At 70.1% G+C, this 25,594-nt stretch carries 24 protein-coding genes and 1 pseudogene; 9 read left to right on the top strand and 16 right to left on the bottom strand.

Features of this window, described 5'->3' with window-relative positions; all coding sequences use genetic code 11:
- Positions 1-5 precede the first annotated feature (5 nt).
- Genes Q0V34_RS02525 through Q0V34_RS02515 form a run of 3 tightly spaced genes read right to left on the bottom strand, consistent with a single transcriptional unit; the run spans position 6 to position 3,718 of the window.
- Positions 6-1,730, bottom strand: a complete 1,725-nt coding sequence (locus Q0V34_RS02525) for a heparinase II/III family protein (protein ID WP_297507217.1) — start codon at positions 1,728-1,730, stop codon at positions 6-8.
- A gap of 9 nt (positions 1,731-1,739) precedes the next feature.
- A complete protein-coding gene (gene rpe / locus Q0V34_RS02520; protein ID WP_297507214.1) occupies positions 1,740-2,399 on the bottom strand; it encodes a ribulose-phosphate 3-epimerase in 660 nt (219 codons plus the stop codon).
- Positions 2,400-2,434: 35 nt separating this feature from the next.
- On the bottom strand, positions 2,435-3,718 hold the full coding sequence (locus Q0V34_RS02515; RefSeq protein WP_297507212.1) for an RsmB/NOP family class I SAM-dependent RNA methyltransferase: 1,284 nt from the start codon (positions 3,716-3,718) through the stop codon (positions 2,435-2,437).
- 127 nt (positions 3,719-3,845) lie between these two features.
- Between Q0V34_RS02515 and Q0V34_RS02510 the strand changes: the two genes are divergently transcribed.
- The 3 genes from Q0V34_RS02510 (at position 3,846) to Q0V34_RS02500 (ending at position 7,398) form a co-directional block, all read left to right on the top strand.
- On the top strand, positions 3,846-4,070 hold the full coding sequence (locus Q0V34_RS02510; protein WP_297507209.1) for a DUF1674 domain-containing protein: 225 nt from the start codon (positions 3,846-3,848) through the stop codon (positions 4,068-4,070).
- A gap of 248 nt (positions 4,071-4,318) precedes the next feature.
- Positions 4,319-6,076, top strand: coding sequence for an ABC transporter permease subunit (locus tag Q0V34_RS02505; RefSeq protein ID WP_297507206.1), 1,758 nt, complete (start codon positions 4,319-4,321; stop codon positions 6,074-6,076).
- A gap of 14 nt (positions 6,077-6,090) precedes the next feature.
- The gene (locus tag Q0V34_RS02500; RefSeq protein ID WP_297507203.1) at positions 6,091-7,398 is read left to right on the top strand and encodes an AAA-associated domain-containing protein; all 1,308 of its coding nucleotides are present in this window, start codon (positions 6,091-6,093) and stop codon (positions 7,396-7,398) included.
- A gap of 21 nt (positions 7,399-7,419) precedes the next feature.
- Here the strand turns inward: Q0V34_RS02500 and pyrF are convergent, their stop codons facing one another.
- On the bottom strand, positions 7,420-8,121 hold the full coding sequence (pyrF, locus tag Q0V34_RS02495; protein ID WP_297507200.1) for an orotidine-5'-phosphate decarboxylase: 702 nt from the start codon (positions 8,119-8,121) through the stop codon (positions 7,420-7,422).
- An 86-nt stretch (positions 8,122-8,207) separates the two neighbouring features.
- On the opposite strand from pyrF, the gene Q0V34_RS02490 reads away from it, so the two are divergent.
- Positions 8,208-8,906, top strand: a complete 699-nt coding sequence (locus tag Q0V34_RS02490; RefSeq protein WP_297507197.1) for a MarC family protein — start codon at positions 8,208-8,210, stop codon at positions 8,904-8,906.
- Positions 8,907-8,954: 48 nt separating this feature from the next.
- A complete protein-coding gene (locus Q0V34_RS02485; protein WP_297507194.1) occupies positions 8,955-10,205 on the top strand; it encodes a UbiH/UbiF/VisC/COQ6 family ubiquinone biosynthesis hydroxylase in 1,251 nt (416 codons plus the stop codon).
- A 40-nt stretch (positions 10,206-10,245) separates the two neighbouring features.
- On the opposite strand, the gene Q0V34_RS02480 is transcribed toward Q0V34_RS02485, so the two are convergent.
- From Q0V34_RS02480 to ftsY, 6 genes are all read right to left on the bottom strand, one after another.
- Positions 10,246-10,446 (bottom strand): Trm112 family protein, encoded by a 201-nt coding sequence (locus Q0V34_RS02480; RefSeq protein ID WP_297507191.1) that lies wholly within the window; start codon positions 10,444-10,446, stop codon positions 10,246-10,248.
- A gap of 9 nt (positions 10,447-10,455) precedes the next feature.
- A complete protein-coding gene (locus tag Q0V34_RS02475) occupies positions 10,456-11,136 on the bottom strand; it encodes an LON peptidase substrate-binding domain-containing protein (protein ID WP_297507188.1) in 681 nt (226 codons plus the stop codon).
- 65 nt (positions 11,137-11,201) lie between these two features.
- Positions 11,202-12,101 (bottom strand): co-chaperone YbbN, encoded by a 900-nt coding sequence (locus Q0V34_RS02470; RefSeq protein WP_297507186.1) that lies wholly within the window; start codon positions 12,099-12,101, stop codon positions 11,202-11,204.
- Positions 12,102-12,350: 249 nt separating this feature from the next.
- A complete protein-coding gene (locus Q0V34_RS02465; RefSeq protein WP_297507183.1) occupies positions 12,351-12,920 on the bottom strand; it encodes a MarR family winged helix-turn-helix transcriptional regulator in 570 nt (189 codons plus the stop codon).
- Positions 12,921-13,027: 107 nt separating this feature from the next.
- Entirely contained in the window at positions 13,028-13,639 is a 612-nt protein-coding gene (locus tag Q0V34_RS02460; RefSeq protein WP_297507180.1) for an inner membrane-spanning protein YciB, read from the bottom strand.
- Positions 13,640-13,642: 3 nt separating this feature from the next.
- Positions 13,643-14,584, bottom strand: a complete 942-nt coding sequence (gene ftsY / locus Q0V34_RS02455; protein WP_297507178.1) for a signal recognition particle-docking protein FtsY — start codon at positions 14,582-14,584, stop codon at positions 13,643-13,645.
- 91 nt (positions 14,585-14,675) lie between these two features.
- On the opposite strand from ftsY, the gene Q0V34_RS02450 reads away from it, so the two are divergent.
- Positions 14,676-15,341, top strand: coding sequence for a trimeric intracellular cation channel family protein (locus Q0V34_RS02450; protein WP_297507175.1), 666 nt, complete (start codon positions 14,676-14,678; stop codon positions 15,339-15,341).
- Here the strand turns inward: Q0V34_RS02450 and Q0V34_RS02445 are convergent.
- From Q0V34_RS02445 to dapF, 4 genes are read right to left on the bottom strand one after another with little or no spacing between them, the layout of a single operon-like run.
- On the bottom strand, positions 15,310-15,756 hold the full coding sequence (locus Q0V34_RS02445; protein ID WP_297507172.1) for a GFA family protein: 447 nt from the start codon (positions 15,754-15,756) through the stop codon (positions 15,310-15,312). The two genes, Q0V34_RS02450 and Q0V34_RS02445, sit on opposite strands and share 32 nt — an antisense overlap.
- A gap of 4 nt (positions 15,757-15,760) precedes the next feature.
- On the bottom strand, positions 15,761-16,696 hold the full coding sequence (locus Q0V34_RS02440) for an endonuclease/exonuclease/phosphatase family protein (protein ID WP_297507169.1): 936 nt from the start codon (positions 16,694-16,696) through the stop codon (positions 15,761-15,763).
- Positions 16,697-16,725: 29 nt separating this feature from the next.
- Positions 16,726-18,066: a tRNA (N(6)-L-threonylcarbamoyladenosine(37)-C(2))-methylthiotransferase MtaB gene (mtaB, locus tag Q0V34_RS02435; RefSeq protein WP_297507166.1), complete on the bottom strand. Its 1,341-nt coding sequence runs from the start codon at positions 18,064-18,066 to the stop codon at positions 16,726-16,728.
- A 3-nt stretch (positions 18,067-18,069) separates the two neighbouring features.
- Positions 18,070-18,921: a diaminopimelate epimerase gene (dapF, locus tag Q0V34_RS02430; RefSeq protein ID WP_297507164.1), complete on the bottom strand. Its 852-nt coding sequence runs from the start codon at positions 18,919-18,921 to the stop codon at positions 18,070-18,072.
- Positions 18,922-18,931: 10 nt separating this feature from the next.
- Here dapF and Q0V34_RS02425 point away from each other — a divergent pair.
- The 3 genes and pseudogenes from Q0V34_RS02425 to Q0V34_RS02415 all read left to right on the top strand — a co-directional run bounded on the left by Q0V34_RS02425 (position 18,932) and on the right by Q0V34_RS02415 (position 24,480).
- Positions 18,932-21,143 (top strand): annotated as a pseudogene (locus tag Q0V34_RS02425) (prolyl oligopeptidase family protein).
- On the top strand, positions 21,144-23,285 hold the full coding sequence (locus tag Q0V34_RS02420) for a prolyl oligopeptidase family protein (RefSeq protein ID WP_297507162.1): 2,142 nt from the start codon (positions 21,144-21,146) through the stop codon (positions 23,283-23,285).
- A 109-nt stretch (positions 23,286-23,394) separates the two neighbouring features.
- Positions 23,395-24,480: a GNAT family N-acetyltransferase gene (locus Q0V34_RS02415; protein ID WP_297507160.1), complete on the top strand. Its 1,086-nt coding sequence runs from the start codon at positions 23,395-23,397 to the stop codon at positions 24,478-24,480.
- Between the two features lie 53 nt (positions 24,481-24,533).
- Here the strand turns inward: Q0V34_RS02415 and Q0V34_RS02410 are convergent, their stop codons facing one another.
- Positions 24,534-24,869: a DUF2218 domain-containing protein gene (locus Q0V34_RS02410; protein ID WP_297507157.1), complete on the bottom strand. Its 336-nt coding sequence runs from the start codon at positions 24,867-24,869 to the stop codon at positions 24,534-24,536.
- A 17-nt stretch (positions 24,870-24,886) separates the two neighbouring features.
- Positions 24,887-25,462 carry a PadR family transcriptional regulator gene (locus Q0V34_RS02405; protein ID WP_297507154.1) on the bottom strand — a complete coding sequence of 192 codons (576 nt, stop codon included), beginning with the start codon at positions 25,460-25,462 and terminating at the stop codon, positions 24,887-24,889.
- Between the last annotated feature and the right edge of the window lie 132 nt (positions 25,463-25,594).

Genomic DNA, 25,594 nt, shown 5'->3' with positions numbered 1-25,594 from the left:
AGTCTCTAGCCCTCCGCCCGTGTCAGCTTCCAGCGGATCTTCGCCCCGACCTCGGGACGCACCTGGCTCTTGAGCACGATCTGGCCGGCCTTGCGCGCCAGGCCGTGGTCGAAGTGAGCCGAGGGGGCGATCTCCACGTCGACCGCGTCGTTGCGCAGCCACCAGCCGATGGTGTTGGGACCCCGGATCAGCACGCTCTTGCCGTCGCGGGCGATCGAGGCGCGGGCGTCGGGATGCAGGTGGAAGCGCACGGCGAAGGGCAGGTAGCGCCTGGGCCCGTTCGGGTCGGCGGCGTCGCGCGGGGTCAGGCTGTCCTCGCCGCGCAGCTCGTCGTTGACGGCGTCGAGGAACAGTCGGCGGGCGTGGGTCAGGCCCAGGTGGCGCCAGCCGTCGTGGACGATGTCCAGCCAGACCCCGCCGACATCGTCGTGACGCTTGGCCTCGACCTCGGTCGCGCCGTCGACCAACCAGGGACCCAGGGTCCTGGCCTTGAAGCCCGACAGCGGCTGTCCGGCCGAGCCGTCGCCCACGGACACGGTCGAGGCCGCGTCCGAGAGGCGGAAGGCGTGGGCGCCGGCGGCCTCCGGGCTCCAGCCGCAGCTGGTGATCAGGCGGTCCTTGGCGCAGACGATCTCGATGGCCGCCGGCTGGGCGCACGCATGGACGCTGAGCGGGCCGACCGGCGGCGGGCCGGCGTCGGCGATGACCTCCAGGCTGCCGCCGATCATCTTGTGATAGCCGCTGTGCGGCGCGGCGTTCAGCGGGCGCGGGCCGCCATCGTCATGGGCGAGGGCGGCGGCGATGCGGGCCGGGCCGACGGTCTCCCCGCCATGGAAGGCCGCCAGATGTCCGTCGCCCAGGGTGAAGAAGCGGGTGGCCGTCGACAGGCGGTCGATGGCCCGCGACAGGGTCTCCGGCGAGGGCCGCCCGCGCTGGCCCAAGGCGTCGTCCAGGGTAAGCAGGTCGAACAGCAGCTCGACGCCCGCCTCGGGGCTGCGCGTGGCGTGGCCGCCATCGGGCAGGACCATCGCGTCGATATGTCGGGCGAAGGCGATCAGCGCCTTGTCGATCAGCGCCTCGCCTGGCTTGCCCGCCAGGACGCAGCCGGCGATGGCCGCCACCGCGGCGCGCTCCAGGGCCCGCTCCGGCGCGCTCCGGAGCTCGGCCAGGTGACGGCCCTGCCGGGCGATGTCGAGGGTCAGGTCGGCGATTTCGGCGTCGCTGCCCTCGGCCGCCAGGGTCTTGGCGGCGCAGGCCAGGTGAAAGACCCGGCGCTCGAGGCAGTCGGGTCCCCACGAGAAGGCGTTCCACTTGCCGAACACCCGCCGCCAGTCGTCGATCAGGCGCAGCGCCCGACGGGTCCCGTCCGAGCCGGCGGCCGCCAGGTCGGGCAGCCAGTCGAAGCGGTGCAGGGCGACGGCGAAGCGGCGCGACGGGCTGGCCGTATCGAAGGGGTCGCCGTCCGGACCCAGGCGCAACGAGCCGCCGTCCAGGGCCAGAAGGCCGGAGAGAATCTTGCGCCCGCGCTCCGGATCGGCCGGGCGCGGATCGTGGGGCCGGGCGGACAGGCCCTCGGGACGCGGGAAGGCCAGGGTCAGGCGGTGCGGGCCGCTGCCGTACCACTCGCGGGCCACATGACCGGAAAGCTCGGCGCCGATGGCGCGCCATAGGACGCCGCCGCGCTTGGACGCGGGAGAAGAGCGGGCCTGGACGGAACGCTTGCCGGCCATCGCGCGCGGTCAGCCGCCCTTCAGCGCGCGGATGTTGTCGGCGTAGGACGCCGGCCCGCCCTTGAACACCGCCGAGCCCGCGACGAGGGCGGTGGCGCCGGCGGCCACGCACTGGGGCGCGGTCACGGGCGTCACGCCGCCGTCGACCTCGATGATGATGTCAAGGCCGGCCTTGTCGACCAGCTTGCGCAGCGCCTCGACCTTGCGCAGCTGGCCGGGGATGAAGCTCTGGCCCCCGAAGCCCGGATTGACCGACATGACCAGCAGCAGGTCGACGTCCTCCAGGATCCACTCGACGTGGTCGATCCCCGTCGAGGGATTGAACACCACGCCCGCCTTGGCCCCCAGCTCGCGGATGCGCTTCAGCGAGCGGTGCAGGTGCGGGCCGGCCTCGGGGTGGATGCTGATCAGGTCGGCGCCGGCGGCGCGAAACGCCTCCAGATACGGATCGGCCGGGCTGATCATCAGGTGGACGTCGAAGGGGATGGTCGCGTGCGGCCGGATCGCCCGGACGATGTCCGGACCCAGGGTGATGTTGGGCACGAAGTGGCCGTCCATCACGTCGACATGCACCCAGTCGGCGCCAGCCGCCTGGATGGCGGCCACCTCTTCGCCCAGGCGGGCGAAGTCGGAGGCGAGGATCGACGGGGCGATAAGGGGCGCGGTCATGGTCCTGGGATAGCCGCCCCCGCTGAATCTGTCAGCTATTTCGCTTTGCGAAACCGCGCGGCGAAAAAGCCGTCCTGGCCGCCATCGCGATGATGCGGCAGCAGACGCAGGGTCCCTCGGGCGGTGAGGCTGGCCTGCGGCGCGCCGCCCTCGCCGGCCTGGATCGGATCGAGCGCCATGTCGGGCCGGCGGGCCAGGAAGGCCTCGACCTGGGCCTCGCCCTCCTCGGGCTCCAGGGAGCAGACGCAATAGACCAGCCGGCCGGCCGGCTTCAGGCGATCGGCGGCGCTGTCGAGAACGCGGGCCTGGACCGTCGCCAGCGACGCGATGTCGCCCGGCCGCGCGGCCCACAGGACGTCCGGATGGCGGCGGAAGGTGCCGGTGGCGCTGCACGGCGCGTCCAGCAGGATAGCGTCGAACGTCCGAGCGTCCTCCCAGGCCCCGGCGTCGGCGACCACGGTCTCGGCGGCGAGACGGCTGCGGGCGAGGTTTTCCTCAAGCCGCTTGAGGCGGGCGGCGGAGCGGTCCAGGGCCACCACCGTGGCGCCGGCGGCGGCCAATTGCAGGGTCTTGCCGCCGGGCGCGGCGCAGAGATCCAGCACCGCCTCGCCGGGATGGACATCCAGCAGGCGGGCCGGGACGGCCGCCGCGGCGTCCTGCACCCACCAGGTCCCGGCGTCGAAGCCCGGCCAGCCGGCGACGTCGCCCTTGCGGCGCACGCGCAGCGACCCGCCGGACAGGATCTCGCCCTCCAGAGCCTCGGCCAACGCGGCCGCGTCGAGGTCGGGCTTGAGGGACAGGTCCGTCGCCGGCTCCTCGGCGATCTGGGCCGCGATCTCCCGCGCGGTCGCCTCGCCGAACGCGGCGGTCCAGCGCGAGAGCAGCCAGGGCGGGGCGAGCAGGCTCGGGTCGTCGGCGGGCGGCTCGTCCCGCAGCAGCCCGCGCAGCACGGCGTTGACCAGGCCCTTGAACGGCCGGCTGGTCTTGTTCGCGCCCGCCAGCTCGACCGAGGTGGCGACGGCGGCGAAGGCGGGGACGTCCAGATAGAAGGCCTGGGCCGAGCCGAGGCGCAGCAGGTGCATGACCCGGTCCGGCGGCGCCTTCTGCAGGCGCGCGGCCAGGGCGCGGTCGATGGGTCCCAGATGGCGCAGCACGGCCATGGCCAGGGCGCGGGCGAAGGCGCGCTCGCGCGGCTCCAAGAAGCGGAAGCCGTTGGCGGAAGCGGCCTCGTCGAGACCGCCGCGCCGCGACAGGGCGGCGTCGATCAGGGTCAGGGCGGCCTCGCGCGCGGGCAGGCCGTCGTTCAATTCTTGAGTCACCGCCCCGCCGTGCCTCGGGATGCGGCGCGACGCAAGTCCCTTGTCGCTGGTCGCCCGCCCGCCCCCACCCGCCGCGACGATTGTCGGCGGGCCGGATCGTTCTATATCGACAGGTCAAGGAGCCGCCATGACCGACACCCCGACCCCCGAGACGGACGCCGCGCCAGAGGTCCCCGGCGCCGCCCCCGGCAAGACCCTCACCCCCGCCGCCCGTCGCGCCCTGGAGGAGGCCGCCGCCCGTCGCGCGGCCGAGGCGGCGCTGAGCTTGCCGCCCGAGGAGGGCGGCCGCGAGGGTCCCGAGCCGACCCGTTTCGGGGACTGGGAGAAGAAGGGCGTGGCGGTCGATTTCTGAAATTCGCGCCCGCGCGGCGCGCATTTCATCGCCCCTCGTCAGACCAGCTTGACAAGGCCGCGCGACAGGCGCATTCCGCCGCCGCGCTTCATGCGGCGATGCAACATGAACGCTTCAAACGGAAACCCAAACCCCATGCCCAGCGACAGTCGTAGTCGATCCATCAAGCCGCGAAAGGCGTCGCGCTAGGGGTTCCGAGGGCTCCTTGCTGACGGTCGATCGCGGCCACAGTCACAAGGTCAAGCCCCATGGTTTTCCTCTCCGGAGACCTTAAGGACGCGCGTCCGATCGCGCGCTTTCGAAGCACCGGGACCGTCCCCAGATGGGCGGACCTGGTCGCGTTCCTGCTGCTGGCCGCCTGCGCCGTCCTGGTGACGCGCGGGGCCGAGGACATGAGCCAGCCGCTCGCGGCCCTGCACGCCACGCCGGTGACGCTGGACCCCGCCCGGCTGCCGGAATACGCCCTGCGCACGACGCTGCGCATGTTCCTGGCCCTGGGCGCCTCGCTGATCTTCACCTTCACCGTGGCCACCCTGGCCGCCAAGAGCCGCAAGGCCGAGCTTCTGATCGTGCCGGCCCTGGACATCCTGCAGTCGGTGCCGGTGCTGGGCTTCCTGACCTTCACGGTCACCTTCTTCATGGGCCTGTTTCCCGGCCGGCAGCTGGGCGTCGAGTGCGCGGCGATCTTCGCCATCTTCACCAGCCAGGCCTGGAACATGGCGTTCAGCTTCTATCAGTCGCTGCGCACCCTGCCGGCCGACCTCGACGAGGTGAGCCGCCAGTTCGGCTTTTCGCCCTGGCGGCGGTTCACGCGGCTGGAGCTGCCCTTCGCCACGCCCAGCCTGGTGTGGAACGTGATGATGTCCATGTCGGGCGGCTGGTTCTTCGTCGTGGCCTCCGAGGCCATCACCGTCGGCGACACCACCGTCACCCTGCCCGGCATCGGCTCGTGGCTGTCGGTGGCGATCGCGCGTCAGGACATGAAGGCCGTGGCCATCGGCGTCGGCGCCATGGCCGTGGTCATCGTTCTGTACGACCAGCTGATCTTCCGGCCGATCGTGGCCTGGGCCGACAAGTTCCGCTTCGAGCAGACCGCCAGCCAGCAGCGTCCGGCTTCCTGGCTCTACGATCTGCTGCGTCGCGCCGTCTGGGTCCGATCGCTGAGCCGGCCCCTGATGGGCCTGAGCCGGATCGCCGCCCGCGTGCGCGCGCCCGCGCGCCTGCCCCTGCCTCGCCTGCCCGCGCCGCATCCCGCGCTCGTCAAGGCGTCCGACATCCTGTGGCTGGCCCTGGTGTTGGTCACGCTGGCCGGCGGCGTCTGGCTGCTGTGGTCGTTCCTGAGCGCCAAGCTGACCTTCGGCGACCTGGGCCAGGCTCTGCTGCTGGGCCTCGCCACCCTGGTTCGGGTCGTGGTGCTGATCGCGCTCGCCACGCTGATCTGGGTCCCGATCGGGGTCTGGATCGGCCTGCGCCCGGCCTGGGCCGAGCGCCTGCAGCCGATCGCCCAGTTCCTGGCGGCGTTTCCGGCCAATGTGATGTTCCCGTTCGCGGTGGCGGCGATCGTCGCCCTGCGCCTGAACCCGGACATCTGGCTGTCGCCCCTGATGGTGTTCGGGACCCAGTGGTACATCCTGTTCAACGTCATCGCCGGGGCCAGCGCCATTCCCAGCGACCTGAAGGAGGCCGCCGGCATGTTCGGCCTCAAGGGCTGGCAGTGGTGGCGTCAGGTCGCGATCCCGGGGATCTTCCCCTACTACGTGACCGGCGCCCTGACCGCCTCGGGCGGGTCGTGGAACGCCAGCATCGTGGCCGAGGCCGTCAGCTGGGGGCGCGAGCATCTCGAGGCCGCCGGCCTGGGCGCGTACATCGCCAAGGCCACGGCCGCCGGCGACAGCGCCCGCGTCGCCCTGGGCGTGGCGGTCATGTCCGTCTTCGTCATCGCCTTCAATCGCGTGCTGTGGCGGCCGATGTACCGCTACGCCGAACGCCGTCTTCGCCTGGCTTAAGGGAGAACCGTCCCATGACCTGCATGACCCCCGTCCAAGCCCCGCTCGTCGAAGCCAAGGCCGTCCGCCATCTCTACGGCAAGGCCGAGGGCGCCAACCTCCTGGTCCTCGACAACGTCGATCTGACCCTGAACGAGCACGAGATCGTCGGCCTGCTGGGCCGCTCGGGTTCGGGCAAGTCGACCCTGCTGCGCTCGATCGCCGGCCTGATCAAGCCCACGGCCGGCCAGATCATCTTCCCGCCCCGCCCCGAGGGCGCGACCACCGTCAGCATGGTGTTCCAGAGCTTCGCGCTGTTTCCGTGGCTGACCGTGCTGCAGAACGTCGAGGTCGGTCTGGAAGCCAAGGGCGTGCGGCCCGACGAGCGCCGCAAGCGGGCCCTGGCGGCCATCGACCTGATCGGCCTCGACGGCTTCGAGAACGCCTATCCCAAGGAGCTGTCCGGCGGCATGCGCCAGCGCGTCGGCCTGGCCCGCGCCCTGGTGGTCGATCCCTCGATCCTGCTGATGGACGAGCCGTTCTCGGCCCTGGACGTCCTGACGGCCGAGACCCTGCGCACCGACCTGCTCGACCTGTGGAGCGAGGGCCGGATGCCGATCAAGTCGATCCTGATGGTCACCCACAACATCGAGGAGGCCGTGCTGATGTGCGACCGCATCCTGGTGTTCTCGTCCAATCCGGGGCGGGTGGTGTCGACGATCAAGGTCGATCTGCCGCAGCCGCGCAACCGTCAGGACCCGGCCTTCCGGGCGCTGGTCGAGCGGATCTACGCCCAGATGACCCAGCCCGATCAGGCGCCGGCGGCGCGTGACGGGGTCTTCCCGGGCATGGGGCTCGGCATGGTGTTGCCGCGGGTCTCGACCAACGTCCTGGCCGGCCTGATCGAGACGGTGCACGCCGATCCGTTCGACGGTCGCGCGCCGATGTCCGACCTGGGTCAGGACCTGCAGTACGAAGCCGACGAGCTGTTCCCCATCGCCGAGACCCTGCAGCTGCTGCGGCTGGCCGAGCTGCGCGAGGGCGACCTGGTGCTGACCGCCGCCGCCCGCCGCTACGCCGAGGCCGATGTCGACGCGCGCAAGTCGATCTTCGCCCAGCAGCTGCTGGCCCACGTGCCGCTGGCCGCGCACGTGCGGCGCGTGCTGGACGATCGGCCCAGCCATCTGGCGCCGGCCAGCCGGTTCCGCGACGAGCTGGAGGACTTCATGTCCCCCGACTACGCCGACCAGACCCTGCGCGCGGTGACCAACTGGGCGCGCTACGCCGAAGCCTTCTCGTATGACGAGGGAGCGGACCGCTTTTCGCTGGAGGACGCGATCTGAAAAGCCGGCACGCCCGAGCGCCTATACCCCCGCCATCTCCTCGATGACCTTCAGCGCCGCCTCGCGCGGATCGTTGGCGGCGGTGATCGGGCGGCCGCAGACCAGGTGGCTGGCCCCGGCGCGGAGGGCGGCCTCGGGGGTGGCGGCGCGGGCCTGGTCGTTCTTGGCCGCCCAGAAGGGGCGCACGCCGGGGGTGACGATCAGGAATTCCGGCCTGCCGGCCGCCTTGGCGATCTCTCGGGCCAGGGCGGCTTCATGCGGCGAGGAGACGACGCCATCGACGCCGGCTTCAATGGCCTGGCGCACCCGGCGCTCGACGAGCTCGCGGGCCCCGAAGGCGTAGCCCATTTCGATCAGGTCGGCGTCGGTCAGGCTGGTCAGCACGGTCACCGCCAGGATCTTCAGCGACGAGGCGCCGCGCGCCCGCACCGCCGCCTTCATCACCTGGGGCTCGGCGTGGACGGTCAAGAGGTCGCAGCCGCTCTGGGCCAGTACGCGGGCCGAACGCTCCACCGTCGCGCCGATGTCGTGCAGCTTCCAGTCGAGGAAGATCGACTTGCCGCTGGCCTTCAGCGCCCGCGCCAGGCTCATGCCGTCGCTGGCCAGCAGCTCCAGGCCGATCTTGTAGAAGCCGACCGCGTCGCCCAGGCGCTCGACCATGTCGCGGGCCTCGTCGACGGTCGGCAGGTCGAGCGGCACGATCAGGCGCGGGTCGGCGGTCATGTCTGGTCCCCGGGGGTTGGCGCGCGACGCCGCCGGCCCTAGGAAGGGCCAAGCTCTGGACGCGAATTGAAAGGCGAGGACGTCGAATGGACGAGGCGAAGCTGGCCGTCAACTTCTTCGTCGCGCTGTTCGCGCTGATCGACCCGATCGGCAACGTGCCGCTGTTCGCCGCCGCCACCCTGGGCGCGGCCGCGGCCGGACGGCGGATGGTGGCCGTCTATATCGGCCTGTTCATGACCGCGTTCCTGATCTTCTTCTTCTTCACGGGCGTGGGCCTCCTGGCCTTCTTCGGCATCTCGATGCAGGCGTTCCGGATCGCCGGCGGCATCATCCTGTTCATGCTGGGCCTGGACATGGTGCGCGACGACTTCACCACCATGTTCGCCGACGCGGCCGAGGGGATCGAGGACCAGTCGCCGCGCGTCTACGCCAAGAAGCGGTTCGAGCGGCTGATCGTGCCGTTCGCCATGCCGCTGCTGATCGGACCCGGCGCGATCTCGACGGTGATCATCTACGCCGCCGAGGCCAAGCCCCTGGGCCTGACCGGCGCGGGCATCGGCGTGGCGGTGATCGCCGCCGTCTCGGTGGTGGTCGTCGCCGCCTTCTGGGCCGCGCCGCTGATCAGCCGGGCGCTGGGCCGGATCGGCATGAGCATCGTGGTCCGCGTGCTGGGCCTGATCCTGTGCGCGCTGGCCGTGCAGTTCGTGCTGGTGGGGGTGGGCGACGCGACGCGCGGCCTGATCAAGAGCGAGGCCCAGGCGCCCTATGCCGAGGGCCATAAGTAGGGGCCCTGCTCTGGACAGGCCTACGCGGCGAGGCCCATATCCGTCGCCATGCGCGCTCACGATGCCGATGTGATCATCGCCGGCGCCGGCATGGCCGGCGCGACCCTGGCCCTGGCCCTGGCCTCGGGCGGTCTCAGACCCCTGCTGGTCGACCCGCAGCCGTTCGAGGCTCAGCTGGCGCCGACCTTCGACGGGCGCAGCTCGGCCATCGCCTATTCCTCGTTCCGCCAGTGGCGGGCGATCGGGGCCGGCGAGGCGCTGGAGCCGCACGCCCAGCGGATCGAGCAGATCCTGGTCACCGACGGCCGGACGCCGGGCGCGGCCGCCCGCAAGCCGCTCCCGTCGTTCCTGCGCTTCGATTCCAGCGAGATCTCGGGCCGGATCGACGGCGAGCCGCTGGGCTATCTGATCGAGAACCGCCAGATCCGCGCGGCCCTGTCCCAGGCGGTGATCGACAAGGCCATTCCGGTCATCGCGCCGATGGCGGCCAAGGCCCTCGCGGTCGAGGCGGGCGGCGCGCGGCTGACGCTGTCGGACGGCCGCGTGCTGTCGGCGCCGCTGGCGGTCAGCGCCGAGGGGCGCGGCTCGGTGCTGCGCAAGGCGGCGGGCATCGGCGAGATCGGCTGGGGCTACGGCCAGAGCGGCGTGGTCTGCACCGTGCGCCTGGAACACCCGCACGGGGGCGTGGCCCACGAATACTTCCTGCCCAGCGGTCCGTTCGCGATCCTGCCGCTGACCGACAATCGCGCCAGCCTGGTCTGGACCGAGAGCACGGCGCGCGGCGAAGCGCTGCGAAACGCCGCGCCGGAGGCCTTCCACGCGCACCTGATGCGCCGGTTCGGCGACTTCCTGGGCGCCGTGAGCGTCGAAGGACCGATCTTCGTCTATCCGCTGTCGCTGCTGCTGGCCGAGCGCATGGTCGCCCCGCGCCTGGCGCTGATCGGCGACGCGGCGCACGGGGTGCACCCGATCGCGGGCCAGGGGCTGAATCTGGGCCTTAAGGACGCCGCGGCCCTGGCCGAGGTTCTGGTCGAGGCCGTGCGCAACGGCGAGGACATCGGCGCCGAGGCGGTGCTGGAGCGCTATGCGCGCTGGCGGCGGTTCGACACGGTGACCAACGCCCTGGCCTTCGACGCCTTCGTGCGGATCTTCTCGAATGACAACCCGCTGCTGCGGGCGGCGCGCGGCGCGGGGCTGGCGGTGGTTAACCGCATCGCCCCGGCCCGCCGGTTCTTCATGCACGAGGCCGGCGGCGGCGTGGGCGATCTGCCGAAACTGCTGCGGGGCCTGGCGCTTTAGGTCCTCGCCCCGTCGGAGAGGCGTCGGCGCGGGGGAGAATCTACCCCTCCAGTTCGCGCGCCTCTTCCGGCAGCATGATCGGCACGCCGTCGCGGATCGGATAGGCCAGCTTGGCCGAGCGGCTGATCAGCTCGCCCTTGGCGCGGTCGTATTCCAGGGGGCCGCGGGTGACGGGACAGACCAGCACCTCCAGCAGGCGCGGGTCGACATCGATGAGGGGCGTGGGGGCTGCTTCGGTCATGGACGCTGCTTACTGGATCGAGGTGGGTTCGTCATCGTCGCCGCCGGCCGCGTCGATCTCCAGCAAGGCCGTCAGGGTCGCCTTGCGCTCGAAGATCGTCTCGGCCTCCAGCAGGGCCTGCTTTTCCATCGGGTCGAACGGCAGGGCCATGGCCAGGCTGTTGATCAACGCGTCGGACGGCGCGCTCTGGGCGTCGCCCCAGTCGATGGCCAGGCCCCGCTGGTCGAGATAACGGCGCAGGGCCGCCAGCAGGCGATCGATGTCGGCCGCGGTGCGGGCTCCCGCCGGATCCTCGCGCAGGTCGGCCTCGTAAGGCGCGAAATCGGCGCGAACCTGGCGATAGGGCGTGCGGGTCGGCAGCTCGTCGCCCGCCCGGAAGCGGCAGAGGCCGGTCAGGGTGATCAGATAGCGGCCGTCGCTGGTCTCGGCGAAGCTGGTCACCCGGCCGGCGCATCCGACCGGGGCAAGAGGGGGCCGCTGCGGATCGGCGCCTTTTCCGCCCGGGGAGGGGCGAGTCTGGATCATGCCGATGATCCGCTCCCCCGACATGGCGTCGTCCAGCATGTTCAGATAGCGCGGCTCGAAGATGTTCAGCGGCAGCTGGCCGCCGGGCAGCAGCAGCGCCCCGTCCAGCGGGAACACCGGGATCACCAGCGGAAGGTCGCCGAGCTTTCGGTAGGCGGCCGGCATCCGGGTCTCCTCATCCTAAGCCGGGGCGAACGCATCAAGCGACATTCGCCGTCGGCTGCCAAGGCCTAGCTGAACAGGATCGTCGAAAGTCGCCGCCGGCCCTGCTTGGCCACCTCCGAGGTCGGCCCGGCCGCCTCGAACACGGTCAAGAGCTGCTTGCGGGCGGCCTCGTCGTTCCAGGTCCGGTCGCGGGCGATGATGGTCAGAAGGTGGTCGGCGGCGTCCTGCAGGCGTCCCAGACCGGCCAGCGCCTTGGCCAGCTCGAACCGGGCCTCGTGGTCGTCGGGGTCGGCGGCCAACCGCTGTTCGAAGGCGGCGGTCTCGGACGGGGCTTCCGCGGCCAGGGCGAGCGCCGCGCGCGCGGCGTCGAGGTCGGGATCCTTGGCGTCGGCCGGCGCCATGGCCACCACCTCGGCCGCGCCTTCGAGATCGCCGCCGCTCAGATAGGCGCGGGCCATGCCGCCCAGGGCCTTGAGGTTGGCGGGGTCGATCTGCAGGGCCTGGGCGAAGGCCTGGGCCGCGCCGCCGATGTCGCCGATCTCCAGCGACTCCTTGCCCATCGCGATCAGATCGTCGAGCGCGCCGCCGCCGCCCGCGCCGGCCAGCTTGTCCACGAAGGCCTTGACCTGGCTCTCGGGCAAGGCGCCCTGGAACGCGTCCACCGGCCGCCCATCCACGAAGGCGTAGACGGTCGGAATCGACTGCACGCGCAGTTGGCCGGCGAAGCCCGGATTCTTGTCGACGTCGATCTTGACCAGCTTGACCGCGCCCTTGGCCGCGCCGACGACCTTTTCCAGCGCGGGGGTCAGCTGTCGGCAGGGGCCGCACCAGGTGGCCCAGAAATCGACGATGACGGGCTGGGTCCTGGAAGCCTCGATCACGTCCGCCATGAAGCTGGCGTCCGTGCCGTCCTTGATGTGTTCGCTTTTCGCGGAGGGCGCGGGCTTTTCGCCGATCAGGGACATCGGGTCTCTCGTGTACTCAAGTCAGGGTAACGCTCGAGCGCCAAGATGGTCCTTCGAGCAGTCCGGCGCAATGATCGGTTCGCCCGTTGGGAGAGCCGGCCGATATCGGGCAAGGGACCGCGCCCGCGTGAAGGCGGCGAAATCGCGCCGGCCCGGCGCCGCTTCATTTGGGAATTTGAGAGGAAAGCCGATCGCGGGTCCTCGCCACCGCCGCGAGGAGGACCACGGAAGGGGCGGAGGAAAGGCGCCTCAGGCCGCCTTCTTGGCCGCCTTGTCCTTCTTCGGCTTCTTGTCCTTCTTGGCCTTGTCCGCCTTCTCGGCCTTCGGCGCCTTGACCTTCTTGGCCTTGGGCTCCGGCTCGGCCGGGTGCAGCTCGGCGCCGGCCATGTCGGCCAGCAGATCCAGGAAGCCTTCGCGCTTGCTGGGCTTCAGCAGCGCCAGGATGCGCGCGTCGGCCATGGTCACCATCGGGCGGATGGCCTCCAGCGCCTCGCGGCCGGCGTCGGTCAGGCGCACGCTGTTGGCGCGGGCGTCCTCGCTGGAGCGCTGGCGCTCCAGATGCCCCTTGGTGATCATCCGCGCGACCATGTCGGCCAGGGTGGAGCGGTCGATGCCGGTGGCGCGAACCAGGGCCGTCTGGGTGACGCCCTCGTTCTCGGCCACGGCGGCCAGGACGGCGAACTGGCGCTGGGTGACCCCGGCCTCGCCGCATTCCTCGGCATAGATGTCGAGCGCCAGCTGCAGGACGCGGTGAAGCAGGTGGCTGGGCGAGCGCTCCAGCAGACCCCCGACCGGCTTGTCGCCCTTGCTCTTGGCCATCCGTCGCGCCCCCTGTCCGCACGGCCGTGCTCGGCCGACGGACCAAGGCTAGCACCGATACGCGTCGATTTGACGACAGACGGTCCGTGGACGGTGGAAGGCCGGCCTCAGAAGCCGGCGTCGGGCGGCTCGGCGGCGGCCACGTCGTCGTCCTTGGCCATGTGCTTCATGATGAAGGGCGCCTGGCTGATAATGAACACCAGCGCCAAGGGCAGCAGGCCCAGGCGGAACTTCACCCAGGTGTCGGTGGGCTGAGTGTTGCGGACCACCTCGTTGGCCAAGGCGACAAGCGCGAAATAGGCGCCGTAGCGCAGGGTCAAGGTCCGCCAGGCCGGGTCGGGCATGTGCAGAGCCTCGCCCATCATCATCTTCAACGGCGCCCGGCCGGTCAGCACGCCGCCGAACAGAAAGACCGCCAGCGCCAGGTTGATCACCGTGACCTTGACCTTCACGAAGACGTCCGAGTGGAAGACGAGGCCCAGCACCCCGAACAGCAGGGCCATGGCCCCGTAGAACAGCGGCAGCAGGGCCAAGCGGCGCTCGACCGCGAAGCCGATCGCCAAGGCGGCGACCGAGGCGGCGACCAGAACCCAGGTCGCCTTCTGGAAATCACGGGTGATGAAATAGCCGATCCCGAAGGCGATCGTCGCGCCGTAGTCGACGACCGTCCGCACCCAGCCGTTGCTCTTTTGGCGGCCCTTTTCCGGCGCTTCGCTCACGGATCAGTCCTTCAGGCCGACGAGGGAGCGCGAGAAGGCGCGAGCGTCGAACGGTTGCAGGTCCTCGACGCCCTCGCCGACGCCGATCAGCTTGATCGGGCTGTCGGAGGCGCGGGCCACCGGCACCAGCACCCCGCCGCGCGCCGTGCCGTCCAGCTTGGTCATGACAATCCCGGACACGCCGACCTGGTTGCCGAAGATCTTCTCCTGGGCCAGGGCGTTGCGGCCCACGGTGGCGTCCAGAACGAGCAGGGTCTCGTGCGGATAGTCCGGGTCGACCTTCTTCACGACACGGATGACCTTCAGCAGCTCGTCCATCAGCCCCTGCTTGTTCTGCAGGCGGCCGGCGGTGTCGATCAAGACGACGTCGTAGTGCTCGGCCTTGGCGCGCTCGACGGCCTCGTAGGCCACGGCGGCGGCGTCGGAGCCGGTGGGCTTGGACATGAAGTCGGCGCCGGCCCGGTCGGCCCAGACCTTCAACTGCTCGACGGCGGCGGCGCGGAAGGTGTCGCCGGCGGCGATCAGCACCCGGGCACCCTTCTCGGTCAGGTCGGCGGCGATCTTGCCCAGCGTCGTGGTCTTGCCCGAGCCGTTGACCCCGATGAACAGCACCACATAGGGGCGTGGCCCGCTCAACGGATCGAAGTCGCCCTGGCGGTCGGCCAGCTCGGCGGCGATCAGCTCGGCCAGGGCCTCCTTGACCTCGTCGTCGGTCGACGACTTGCCAAACCGCGCCTTGCCGAAGGCCTCGGTGATGCGGGCGGCGATCTGCGGGCCAAGATCGGCCTCGATCAGCATCTCCTCCAGCGCGTCCAGCTGGTCCTGGTCCAGGGGCTTCTTGGTGAAGACCCCGGTGACCTGCTCGGTCATCGCCTGGGACGACCGGGTCAGGCCGGACGTCAGGCGCTGGAACCAGCCTTTTTTCTGCTCGGGCTTGTCGCTCATCCGCGCCCCTTTAGCCGACCGGGCGAAAGTGTAAATCGGGATTTAACCGGCCGTGGTTAGCGCCGGGCGCGGGCGCGTGGCATGAAGGGGCATGGACGTGCAGCTTGACCCGCTGGGGACCGCGCTTTTCTGGCTCGACTACGCTGCGGCGGCCGTTTTCGGGGCAACCGGCGCCCTCGCGGCCGCGCGTCGCAAGCACGACATCATCACCTTCGGATTCTTCGCGGCGATCACCGGGGTGGGCGGCGGCACGCTGCGCGACCTGCTGATCGGCGCGCCGGTGTTCTGGGTGCAACGGCCGGGCTACATCCTGGCCTGCCTCGTCGCCGCCACGGTGGTCTGGCTGCTGGGCAAGCGCGGCTGGCGGTTTCGCGCCCTGCTCTGGCTCGACGCCCTCGGCATGGCCGCCTACGCGGTGGTCGGCACGGCCAAGGCGCTGGGCCTGGGCGTCCATCCGTTCAGCGCCGTGGTCATGGGCGTCCTGACCACCGCCTTCGGCGGGGTGATCCGCGACGTGCTGGCCGAGGAGCCGAACCTGCTGCTGCGCCGGGAGATCTACATCACCGCCGCTCTCTTGGGGGCCAGCGTCTTCGCGGTGCTGAAGCTGCTGGGCGCGCCGTTCTGGCCGGCCGGCATCGCCGGCTTCGCCGCCGCGTTCACCTTGCGCGCCTGCGCGATCCTGTTCGGCTGGAGCCTGCCGGGCTTCGCCGAGGGCGAGGACAGGGTCAGGTATCGTGATCCGGATGCTGCCGACTGACCACCGGCCCACTCGGCCCAAGCGCCGGGCGGGCCGCCATGTCGGCCAAGTGCTCCATCCAGGCCGGACGGCTCTCCGTGGCCAGTTGCACCGCCGGCTCCACCGCCGAGGGATCGTCGAACGCGAAGACCGCCAGGTCGATGCGATCCTCGCTCCACTCATAGGTCAGCGGCGTGCCGCAGGCGGCGCAGAAGCCGCGCTGGATCTTGTCCGAGCTCTGGAAGATCGCGCGCTCGCCCCGCGTCCAGGTCAGCTGGCCGACCTCGACCGTGACCAGCGCCCCGAACGGACCCGCGAAGGCCTTCTGGCACATGCGGCACCAGCAGATCGACGCCCGCCCCACGCCAGATTTGGGGGGCTGGCCCTCGACTCGGAACCGCACCGCGCCGCACTGGCAGCCGCCGCTCAGATGCACCGTCTCAGCCTTTCGGGACCAGTTTGAACGTCACCTTGTAGCCATCGTGATCCGAAAGCACCGGCTCGGCGGCGCCGTCGAACGTGGCCTCCACCGCCGTCGGGGTGATTTCCACCGCGTCGCCGCCCAGGAAGCCGATCAGGTCCTGGGTGTTCAGCCAGGGCGCGTCGCCGTCATAGGAGATCTGGGTGTCGCAGGCGCCCGGACGCTCGTGGCACCAACGGCTGACCACCATGAACGGATACTCGCTCATCATGTAGTCGAAGCGGCCCGGCGAGCGCCGGACGTTGAAGTCGCCGCCGACGATCAGCGGCGCGCCCGGCGTCCGCGAGGCCTGCAGGAAGCGGCCCAGCTCCTCGGCCTGCAGGTGGTGGGCGGCGTTGAAGCGGCTGCTCGGCACCTTGGAGGCGCCGTGAGAATTGAGGTGGGTGTTGGCGATCTCGACGGGGGTCGACAGGCCGGCGACCTGCACTGCCACCAGCATCACGCTCTTGTTGGCCAGGCAGTCGAGGCCGGCGCAGTAGTGATAGGCGTGCGACTTGACCGACTCGATCGGGTGGTCGCTGAGCACCCAGAGGCCGCTGGAGCCCCACTTGCCCAGGCCCTCGCCGCGATCGCGGTATTTCACCCGCCGATAGTCGGTCTTCTCATCCCGCAGATAGTTCTCGTCGCGCTGACCCTTGCGCGGGCCGCGCGCGACATAGGGATAGCCGCTGGCGTCGATCAGCGCCCACATCTCGTCGCGGAAGCCTTCCTGCACCAGAACGACATCGGGCTGGACGCCCTTGGCGCGCATGGCCCCCAGCTCGTGGCCGATCTTCCTAAGCGCCGCGCCGCGCCCGTGGCGCACCGGCCAGGGCAGGCCCTCGACATTGTAGGTCATGACGCTGAACGTCACGGGTCCGGGCGCGTCGGCCCGGGCCGGAAGCGCCGTCGCCATCAAGGCCAGCGCCAGGAGAAGCCGCCGGATCAGGCCGCGCGCTCCTCTGTCCGGCGGGCGATCACCCGCGACCCGTCATGGCCGGTGACCGTGAAGCGGGCGATCTCGCCCAGCGGCGCCAGGCCCTCGAAGCGGATCTCGGTGAAGTCCTCGGCCCGCGCGACGCCGTTGCGTTCGACGAGGCCCAACAGCGTGCGGCCGATCTGGCGTTGCAGGTGGCGCTCGAGGCCCCTTTGCCCGGCCTCGCGCAGACGGCGGGCGCGGTCCTTGATCAGCGGCCCCTTGACCGGCGGCATCCGCGCGGCCGGCGTGCCGGGGCGGGCGCTGTAGGGGAAGACGTGCAGGAAGGCCAGGTCCGCCTCCTCCACGAGCTTCAAGGTGTTCTCGAACGCCTCGTCGGTCTCGGTGGGGAAGCCGGCGATCAGGTCGGCGCCGAAGGCGGTGTCGGGACGCACGCGGCGCACCTCGGACACCAGCCTCAGCGCGTCCTCGCGGCTGTGGCGGCGCTTCATGCGCTTGAGGATCAGGTTGTCGCCAGCCTGCAGGCTGAGATGCAGATAGGGCATCAGGCGCGGCTCGGTCTCGAGCAGGGCGAAGAGGTCGGGATCGATCTCGGCCGCGTCGATCGACGACAGCCGAAGGCGCGGCAGGTCCGGGACCATCCGCAGGATGCGGCCGACCAGCTGGCCCAGGGTCGGCTGTCCGGGCAGGTCCGCCCCCCAGGAGGTCACGTCCACCCCGGTCAGCACCACCTCGCGATAGCCCTCGGCCGCCAGCTTGCGGACCTGCTCGACCACCTCGCCGGCGGGGGCCGAGCGCGAGTTTCCGCGACCATAGGGGATGATGCAGAAGGTGCAGCGGTGGTCGCAGCCGTTCTGCACCTCGACATAGGCGCGGGCGCGGTCCTTCAGGCCGTCGATCAGGTGGCCGGCCGTCTCCTTGACCGACATGATGTCGTTGACGCGGACGCGGCCGGTTTCCAGCAGGGCGCCCGGCGCGGCCTTCTCGGCGTTGCCCAGCACCAGATCGACCTCGGGCATGGCGGCGAAGGCGGCGGGATCGATCTGGGCCGCGCAGCCGGTGACGATCAGACGCGCGTCGGGACGCTCGCGGCGCGCCTTGCGGATCGCCTGCCGGGCCTGGCGGACCGCCTCGCCGGTCACCGCGCAGGTGTTGAACACCACCGCGTCGGACAGGCCGTCGGCGGCGGCGCGGGCGCGAATGGCCTCGCTCTCATAGGCGTTCAGCCGGCAGCCGAAGGTGACGACGTCGACGCCGTCCGGCCCCGACAGGGTCGTCGCCGGCCCGCCCTCCTCGCCGGCGACCGGCGCGGGCTTGGGGCTCGCCTTGATGACGGTGTAGGTCGCCATGCCTCAGGCGGCCGCCCGGTCCGGCAGCGAACCGGTGAAGTCCAGGCTGATCGGCCCGGTCATGATGACGTGGCCGTCGGTTTCCCGCCATTCGATCTCCAGCGAACCGCTGTCGAACGCGACGCGCGCCTTGCGGTCGGTCAGGCCGCGGCGCACGGCGGCCACCTGGGCGGCGCAGGCCCCGGTGCCGCAGGCGGCGGTCAGGCCCGCGCCGCGCTCCCAGACCTTCAGACGGATGTGGTCGCGGCTCTCGACATGGGCGAAGCCGACATTGACCCCTTCCGGGAACAGCGGGTGATGCTCGACGAGGCTGCCGGTCTTGGTCGCGAAGTCGTCGGAGACGGGCGCGTCGACGAAGAACACCACGTGCGGATTGCCCATCGACACGCAGACGGGCGTGTGGACCAGCGGCGCGTCGATCGGGCCGACCTGCAGCTCGACGCGCTCGGTGTTCATCTCCTCGGCGAGCGGGATCTCTTTCCAGTCGAGGCCGGGCCGGCCCATGTCGACGGTCACCCGCTTCTCGCCGGCCGCGACGCCCGACAGACGGCCCGCGACGGTGTCGAAGGCCACCGCGCTCTTGCCGGCCGACTGCATCAAGAGCCAGGCCACGCAGCGCGTACCGTTGCCGCAGGCGCCGGTTTCCTCGCCGTCGGAATTCCAGAACCGCACATAGGCCGAAGCGCCCTCGGCGCGCGGCGGGTCGATGGCGATCACCTGGTCGCAGCCGATTCCGCCATCCCGTTTGGCGATCGCGCGGATCTCATCCGGGGTCGGCTCGAACGGCTGGGTCAGGGTCTCGATGACGACGAAGTCGTTGCCGAGCCCGTTCATCTTCACGAAGGTGCGGCTCATAGGCGGCTATATAGGGCAAACGGGCAGAAGAGTCAGGGGACGCGGCGACGCGGGTCTCGCGAGCATCCCGGTGGCGCCGGCGCGCGGCTTCGCTGGGGAAAATGGGCTGGCGTCCGGACGAATGTTGGCTACCGTCCGCCACCATGCTCACGCTCCGAAACGGCTCGGCCGCCGCCCTGGCCCTCGCCCTCCTGGCCTCCGGTTCCGCCCGCGCGCAGGCTCAGGATCCGCATCTCGACCTCGAAGGCGTCGAGACCCCCTCTTCCCTGGCCTGGGTCAAGGCTCAGAACGACAAGACCCTGCCGGTCCTGTCCGGCGATCCCCGGTTCGCGGGGCTTCAGGCCGACGCGCTGAAGATCCTGTCGAGCAAGGACCGGATCGCCATGCCGAGCTTCGTCGGCCAGACGGTGTTCAACTTCTGGCAGGACGCCAGCCACGTGCGTGGAATCTGGCGGCGAACGAGCCTGGGTTCCTACAAGTCGGCCGATCCTCAGTGGGAGACGGTGATCGATCTCGACGCCCTGGCCGCCGCCGAGGGCAAGAACTGGATCTGGAAGGGCGCCGACTGTCGGCCCAAGACCCACGACCGGTGCCTCGTGAACCTGTCCAACGGCGGCAAGGACGCCGTCACGGTCCGTGAATTCGACCTGACGACCAAGACCTTCGTCGATCCGGCCCAGGGCGGCTTCGTCCTGCCCGAGAGCAAGCAGACCATCGAGTGGCTCGACCGCGACACCCTGATCCTGACCCGCGACTGGGGCCCGGGCACGACCACCGACAGCGGCTACGGCTTCGTGATCAAGACGCTGAAGCGCGGCCAGACCATGGACCAGGCCGTCGAGATCAGTCGGGGACAGAAGAGCGACGTCTCGGTGCGGCCGACGGTGCTGCGCGACGCCAGGGGAACGCGGGTCGTGCTGCTGACGCGCGCCACCGACTTCTTCCACGACGAGATCTATCTGTGGGACGGCGACCAGGCCTATCGCCTGCCGATCCCGCAAAAGGCCCAGATCGCCGGTCTGCTGGACGGCCGTCTGATCCTCCGGGTTCTGGAGGACGGTCTGGGCGCTAAGGCCGGCGATGTCGTGGCCGTCGGCCCGACGGCCACGGCCGGCCAGGTGATCTTCTCGCCCGGGCCGCGCCAATCGGTCGACCAGATCGCGGTCACCGACCACGCGGTGGTGATGGCCATCTACGACAATGTCCGGGGCGAGGTGGCGGTCTTCAAGCCGACCGGCTCGAGCTGGACCCGCGCCGCCCTGCCGGGCCTGGCCAACGCCTCGGTGTCCCTGGGCTCGCACGCCGACGAGGGCGAACAGATGTTCTATTCGGTCGAGGGCTTCACCACCCCGACGACCCTGCGCCTGGCCAACGCGGCGACCGGGGCTTCCGAGGCGGTCAAGGCCCTACCCGCCCAGTTCGACGCCAAGGACCTGGTCGTCGAGCAGAAGTCGGCGACCTCGAAGGACGGGACCGCCATCCCCTATTTCGTGGTCCACAAGAAGGGCTGGACGCTGAACGGCAAGAACCCGACCCTGCTGCACGCCTATGGCGGCTTCAACCTCTCCAAGCTGCCGGTCTACGACCCGCTGATCGGCAAGCTGTGGCTGGAGCGCGGCGGCGCCTACGCCGTGGCCAATATCCGGGGCGGCGGCGAGTTCGGCCCGGCCTGGCACGAGGCGGCGCTGAAGGCCAATCGCCAGCGGGCCTATGACGACTATTTCGCCGTGGCCGAGACGCTGATCGCCGACAAGGCCACCTCGCCGCGTCACCTCGGCGCCTATGGCCGCTCTAACGGCGGGCTCCTGATGGGCGTCGCCCTGACCGAGCGTCCGGACCTGTGGAACGCGGTGGTGGTCGAAAGCCCGCTGCTGGACATGATCCGCTACACCCAGCTGCCGGCCGGCGCCTCGTGGATCGGCGAGTACGGCGACCCGGCCATCCCGGCCGAACGGGCCTGGATCGAGAAATACAGCCCCTATCAGAACCTCAAAGCCGGGGTGAAATACCCGCTGGCCTACATCACGACCTCGACCAAGGACGACCGCGTGCATCCCGGCCACGCCCGCAAGTTCGCGGCCAGGCTGGACGACCTGAAGGTCGATCATCTCTATTTCGAGAACACCGACGGCGGCCACGCCAACGGCGCGGACCCCAAGAACAACGCCCGCCGCTGGGCCCTGCACTACACGTACCTGTCGCGCCAGCTGATGGATCCCTAAATGCGCAAGCTGCTGACCCTTCTCCTCGCCACCACGAGCCTGATGACCATCACTCCCGCGATCGCCGCCGACGCGTCCAAGCCCGCCGAAGCCCGCACGCCCCTGTCCGAGCTCGGCAAGGACGATCCCTATCTGTGGATGGAGGAGATCGAAGGGACCCGCGCCCTCGACTGGGCCAAGGCGCAAAACGCCAAGAGCTTGCCGGTCCTGCAAGGCGACGCCCGCTACGCCGACCTGGAGGCCAAGGCCCTGGCCATCCTGAACGCCAAGGACCGGGTGCCCGGCGTGTCGTTCGCCGGCGACGGGTCGCTGCGCAACTTCTGGCAGGACAAGGACCACGTGCGCGGCGTCTGGCGCAAGACGACGCTCGACAGCTATCGGACCGAGACGCCGGCCTGGGAGACGATCCTCGACATCGACGCCCTGTCCAAGGCCGAGAACGCCAACTGGGTGTTCAAGGGCGCGGCCTGCCTGCCGCCGGACGAGACGCGCTGCCTGGTCTCGCTGTCGAACGGCGGCAAGGACGCCGTCACCGTCCGCGAGTTCGACACCACGACCAAGACCTTCGTCCCCGGCGGCTTTGCCCTGCCCGAGGGCAAGCAGAACTATACCTGGCTCGACAAGGACACGCTGCTGGTCGGGCGCGAGTGGAAGCCGGGCGAGCTGACCAAGTCCGGCTACGCCTATGTGCTGAAGACGCTGAAGCGCGGCCAGTCGCTGGACCAGGCGACCGAGGTGTTCCGGGGGACCGACACCGACGTCTCGGTGAGCCCCTTCGTGCTGCGCGACGCCGACGGCAAGGTGGTGGCGGTGATGGCCCACCGGGGCGTCACCTTCTTCGAGAGCGAGGTCTATCTGCTCGAGGGCGAGCGGCCCGTGAAGCTGGACATGCCGCTGAAGAGCTCGATCCAGGGCTATGTCGACGGCCAGATGGTCGTCCTGATGGAACAGGACTGGCCGGCGAAGGGCTTCAAGACCGGCGACCTGATCAGCTTCGATCTCGCCAAGCTGAAGGCCGCGCCGGACAAGGCCGTCGCGAGCCTGGTGCTGCGTCCGACCCCCCGTCAGTCCGTGGAGCAGGTCGCCTCGACCCGGACCAAGCTCGTCGTCGGCATGCTGGACAACGTCAAGGGCGCGGCCAAGGTCTTCACCCACGGCCCCAAGGGCTGGACCAGCCAGACCCTGGACCTACCGGCCAACAGCGCGATCGGCCTGGGCTCCAACGACGACAAGACCGACCGTCTGTTCGTCACCGTCACCGGCTATCTGACGCCGACGACCTACTGGCTGGCCGACGCCGGCTCGCTGAAGCTGGAGCAAGTCAAGGCCTCGCCGGCCCGTTTCGACGCCTCGACCCACGTCGTCGAGCAGTTCGAGGCGACCTCGTCCGACGGGGTGAAGATCCCCTACTTCGTCGTCCGCCCGAAGAACGTGAAGTATGACGGCCAGGCCCCGACCCTGCTCTACGCCTATGGCGGCTTCCAACAGCCCATGACCCCCGGCTATTCGGGCGTGATGGGCAAGCTGTGGCTGGAGCGCGGCGGGACCTATGTGGTCGCCAACATCCGCGGCGGCGGCGAGTTCGGCCCGGCCTGGCACGAGGCGGGCCTGAAGGCCAACCGGCAGAAGGTCTATGACGACTTCTTCGCCGTCTCCCAGGACCTGATCGCCCGCAAGATCACCTCGCCCCGCCGGCTCGGCATCATGGGCGGTTCGAACGGGGGCCTCCTGATGGGCGTGGCCCTGACCCAGCGTCCGGAACTCTACAACGCCATCGTCATCCAGGTGCCGCTGTTCGACATGATCCGCTACAGCCAGATCGGGGCCGGCGCCTCGTGGGTGGGCGAGTATGGCGACCCGGCCATACCGTCCGAACGGGCGGTGATCGCCAAGTACGACCCCTATTCCAACCTGAAGGCGGGCATGAAGTATCCCGAGGTCTTCATCGAGACCTCGACCAAGGATGATCGCGTCCACCCGGCGCACGCCCGCAAGGCCGCCGCCAAGCTGGAGGCGCTGGGCTATCCGGTGCTCTATTACGAGAACGTCGACGGCGGGCACGCCGCCTCGGCCAACCTGGCCGAGACCGCGCGGCGTCAGGCGCTGGAATACACCTATCTGACGCGCAAGCTGATGGATTGACGGATGGGGGCGAGCCCTGATGGCCAGGGCTCGCATAACGGCGTCTCGTCAACCCTAAGGAAAGTTATCGGCGTCAGGATGCGTCTCGACACATGGTCGGAACGCCGCCTTGCCTATCGAAGTCGTCAGAGCCCTGGACCTTTCACCCGCCGACCTCGCGCGGTGGGAAGCGCTGAGGCGCGGGCAGACCCGGCTGGACTCGCCGTTCCTGTCGCCGGAATGGACGCTGGCGGTGGCCAGGGCCCAGGGCGACAAGGGTCAAGAGGTCAAGGTCGCCATCCAGCGCGGCGCCGAAGGCGAGGCCATCGGCTTCCTGCCCGCGCGGGTGCGCCACGACGTGGCCATGCCGGTCGGCTCGCCGATGTGCGACTACCAGGCCCTGATCGCCGCGCCCGGCGTGACCATGAACCCGCGCGAACTGCTGTCGGCGCTGGGGGCCGGGCGGATCGACTTCTGCCACATGATGGCCGACGACGTGACCCTGGCCCGTCACGGACGCGGCCAGGCCGACAGCTGGGTCATCGAGACGCCCGACGGCTACGAAGCCTATGCCGCCGAGCGCAAGGCCGCCGGCGTCGGGGTGCTCAAGGACATCGACAAGAAGCGCCGGAAGGCCGAGCGCGAGGTGGGTCCTTGCCGGTTCACCGCCATGTCGGAAAGCCGCGCGGCCTTCGACCAGCTGGTGGCCTGGAAGCGGGTGCAGCTGTTGCTGACCCACCAGACCGACCTCTTCAAGACGCCCTGGGTGAACAAGCTGCTCGACCATCTGTTCGAGCGCCGCGACCCCGAGTTCGGCGGCGGGCTCTATACGCTGCACCTGGGCGAGCGCCTCGCGGCCGTGCACCTGCACCTGCGCGGGGCGCATACGATCCACGGCTGGCTGATCGCCCACAATCCCGACCTGGAGCGCTATTCGCCCGGCCTGATGCTGTTCCAGGACATCCTGAAGAGCATGGACGGCACCCCCTATACGCGCCTGGACCTGGGCACTGGCGACTATCGCTTCAAGCGAGAGCTGTCCAACGCCCAGCAGACGGTGGTGTTCGGGTTCCTCGGCTCGCCCTCGGTCCCGACCCTGGTCCGCCACGCCGTCTATGGCGTGCGACAGGTGGCCGAGGCCCTGCCGCTGGGACGGATTTCGGAGATCCCCGGCAAGGCCATGCGCCGGATGGACCTGCTGCGCGGCCTTCACTAGAGCCTGTCCGGCCTGGATGGGCCATCTCCGGCCGAAAGACCTGAAGCCCGGCGTCAGTGGACCGCGTTGATCCGCACCGCGCGCGGATCGACCATGCCGGCCGCCCAGGCTCGGGTCCAACCGTATTTCAGCTCGCCCTCGCGGAAGGCGAAGCGGTTCAGATGACTGGCCACGACGTCCTCCAGCCGCGCCAAGCTGTCGAGGTCGCCGGCCTCGACGGTGATGTCGAGGCTGTCCGGATAGGCGGTCATCCGGCAGGTCCCCGCCGGCAGCGGGAAAAAGGCCGAGGTCGCGTCGTAGGTGACCTCGAACTTGTGGGCCCAGTGCTTGGCCAGCTGGGTCATGTAGCGGGCCGCCCGCTCGGTGGCGACGCGCGCGTGGCTTTCCATTCCGTTGCCCTCCCGGATCAGACGGCCTCGATCGCCGCCGCGGCGTCGTCGAGGACCTTGGCGACCGCCGCGATCTGCTCGGCCGTCAGCTGACCGTGCAGCTTCAGACGCAGCGCGGTCTTGATGTTTTCGCGCGCCCGCAGGATCTGCGGCGAGAAGGCCGCGCTGGCGGACGCCGCCTCGGCCATGCGCTCGAAAAGCGACCGGACGGGCTGCTCGTTGCTGGCCAGGAAGGCCTCGCCCTCGGCGGTGATGGTGTAGAGCTTCTTGCCGCCGCCGGCCTCGCTGGCGGTGACGTAGCCCAGTTCCTCCAGCAGGGTCAGGGTCGGATAGACCACGCCGGGGCTCGGGGTATAGGCGCCGCCGGCCGCCGTCTCGATCGCCTTGATCAGCTCGTAGCCGTGGCTGGGCTTCTCGGCGATCAGCTTGAGAACCACGAAACGCAGGTCGCCGTGATCGAAGAAGCGGCCCATGCGACCGCCCCGGCCGCGTGGGCCGTGATGATGACCATGGAATCCGAAGGGGTGGCGGCCGTAGTGCTCGTCGCCCTGGCCCCAGCGGCCGTGGTGGTGGTGATGGTGTCGTCCAAACATGTCTTTAGATCCTATTTCGTTATATCGGATTTCTAGATATATCGAAACTGGCGACGGTCAAGACCTATTTCGATATATCGAGATGTTATGGACGCGAGACGGCCGCGCGAGCGCGCGCCGAGCAGGCCCGAC

It is taken from the genome of uncultured Caulobacter sp. (assembly GCF_947036865.1).
Lineage (GTDB): Bacteria > Pseudomonadota > Alphaproteobacteria > Caulobacterales > Caulobacteraceae > Caulobacter.
This window is presented reverse-complemented; position numbering and strand designations above follow the sequence as displayed.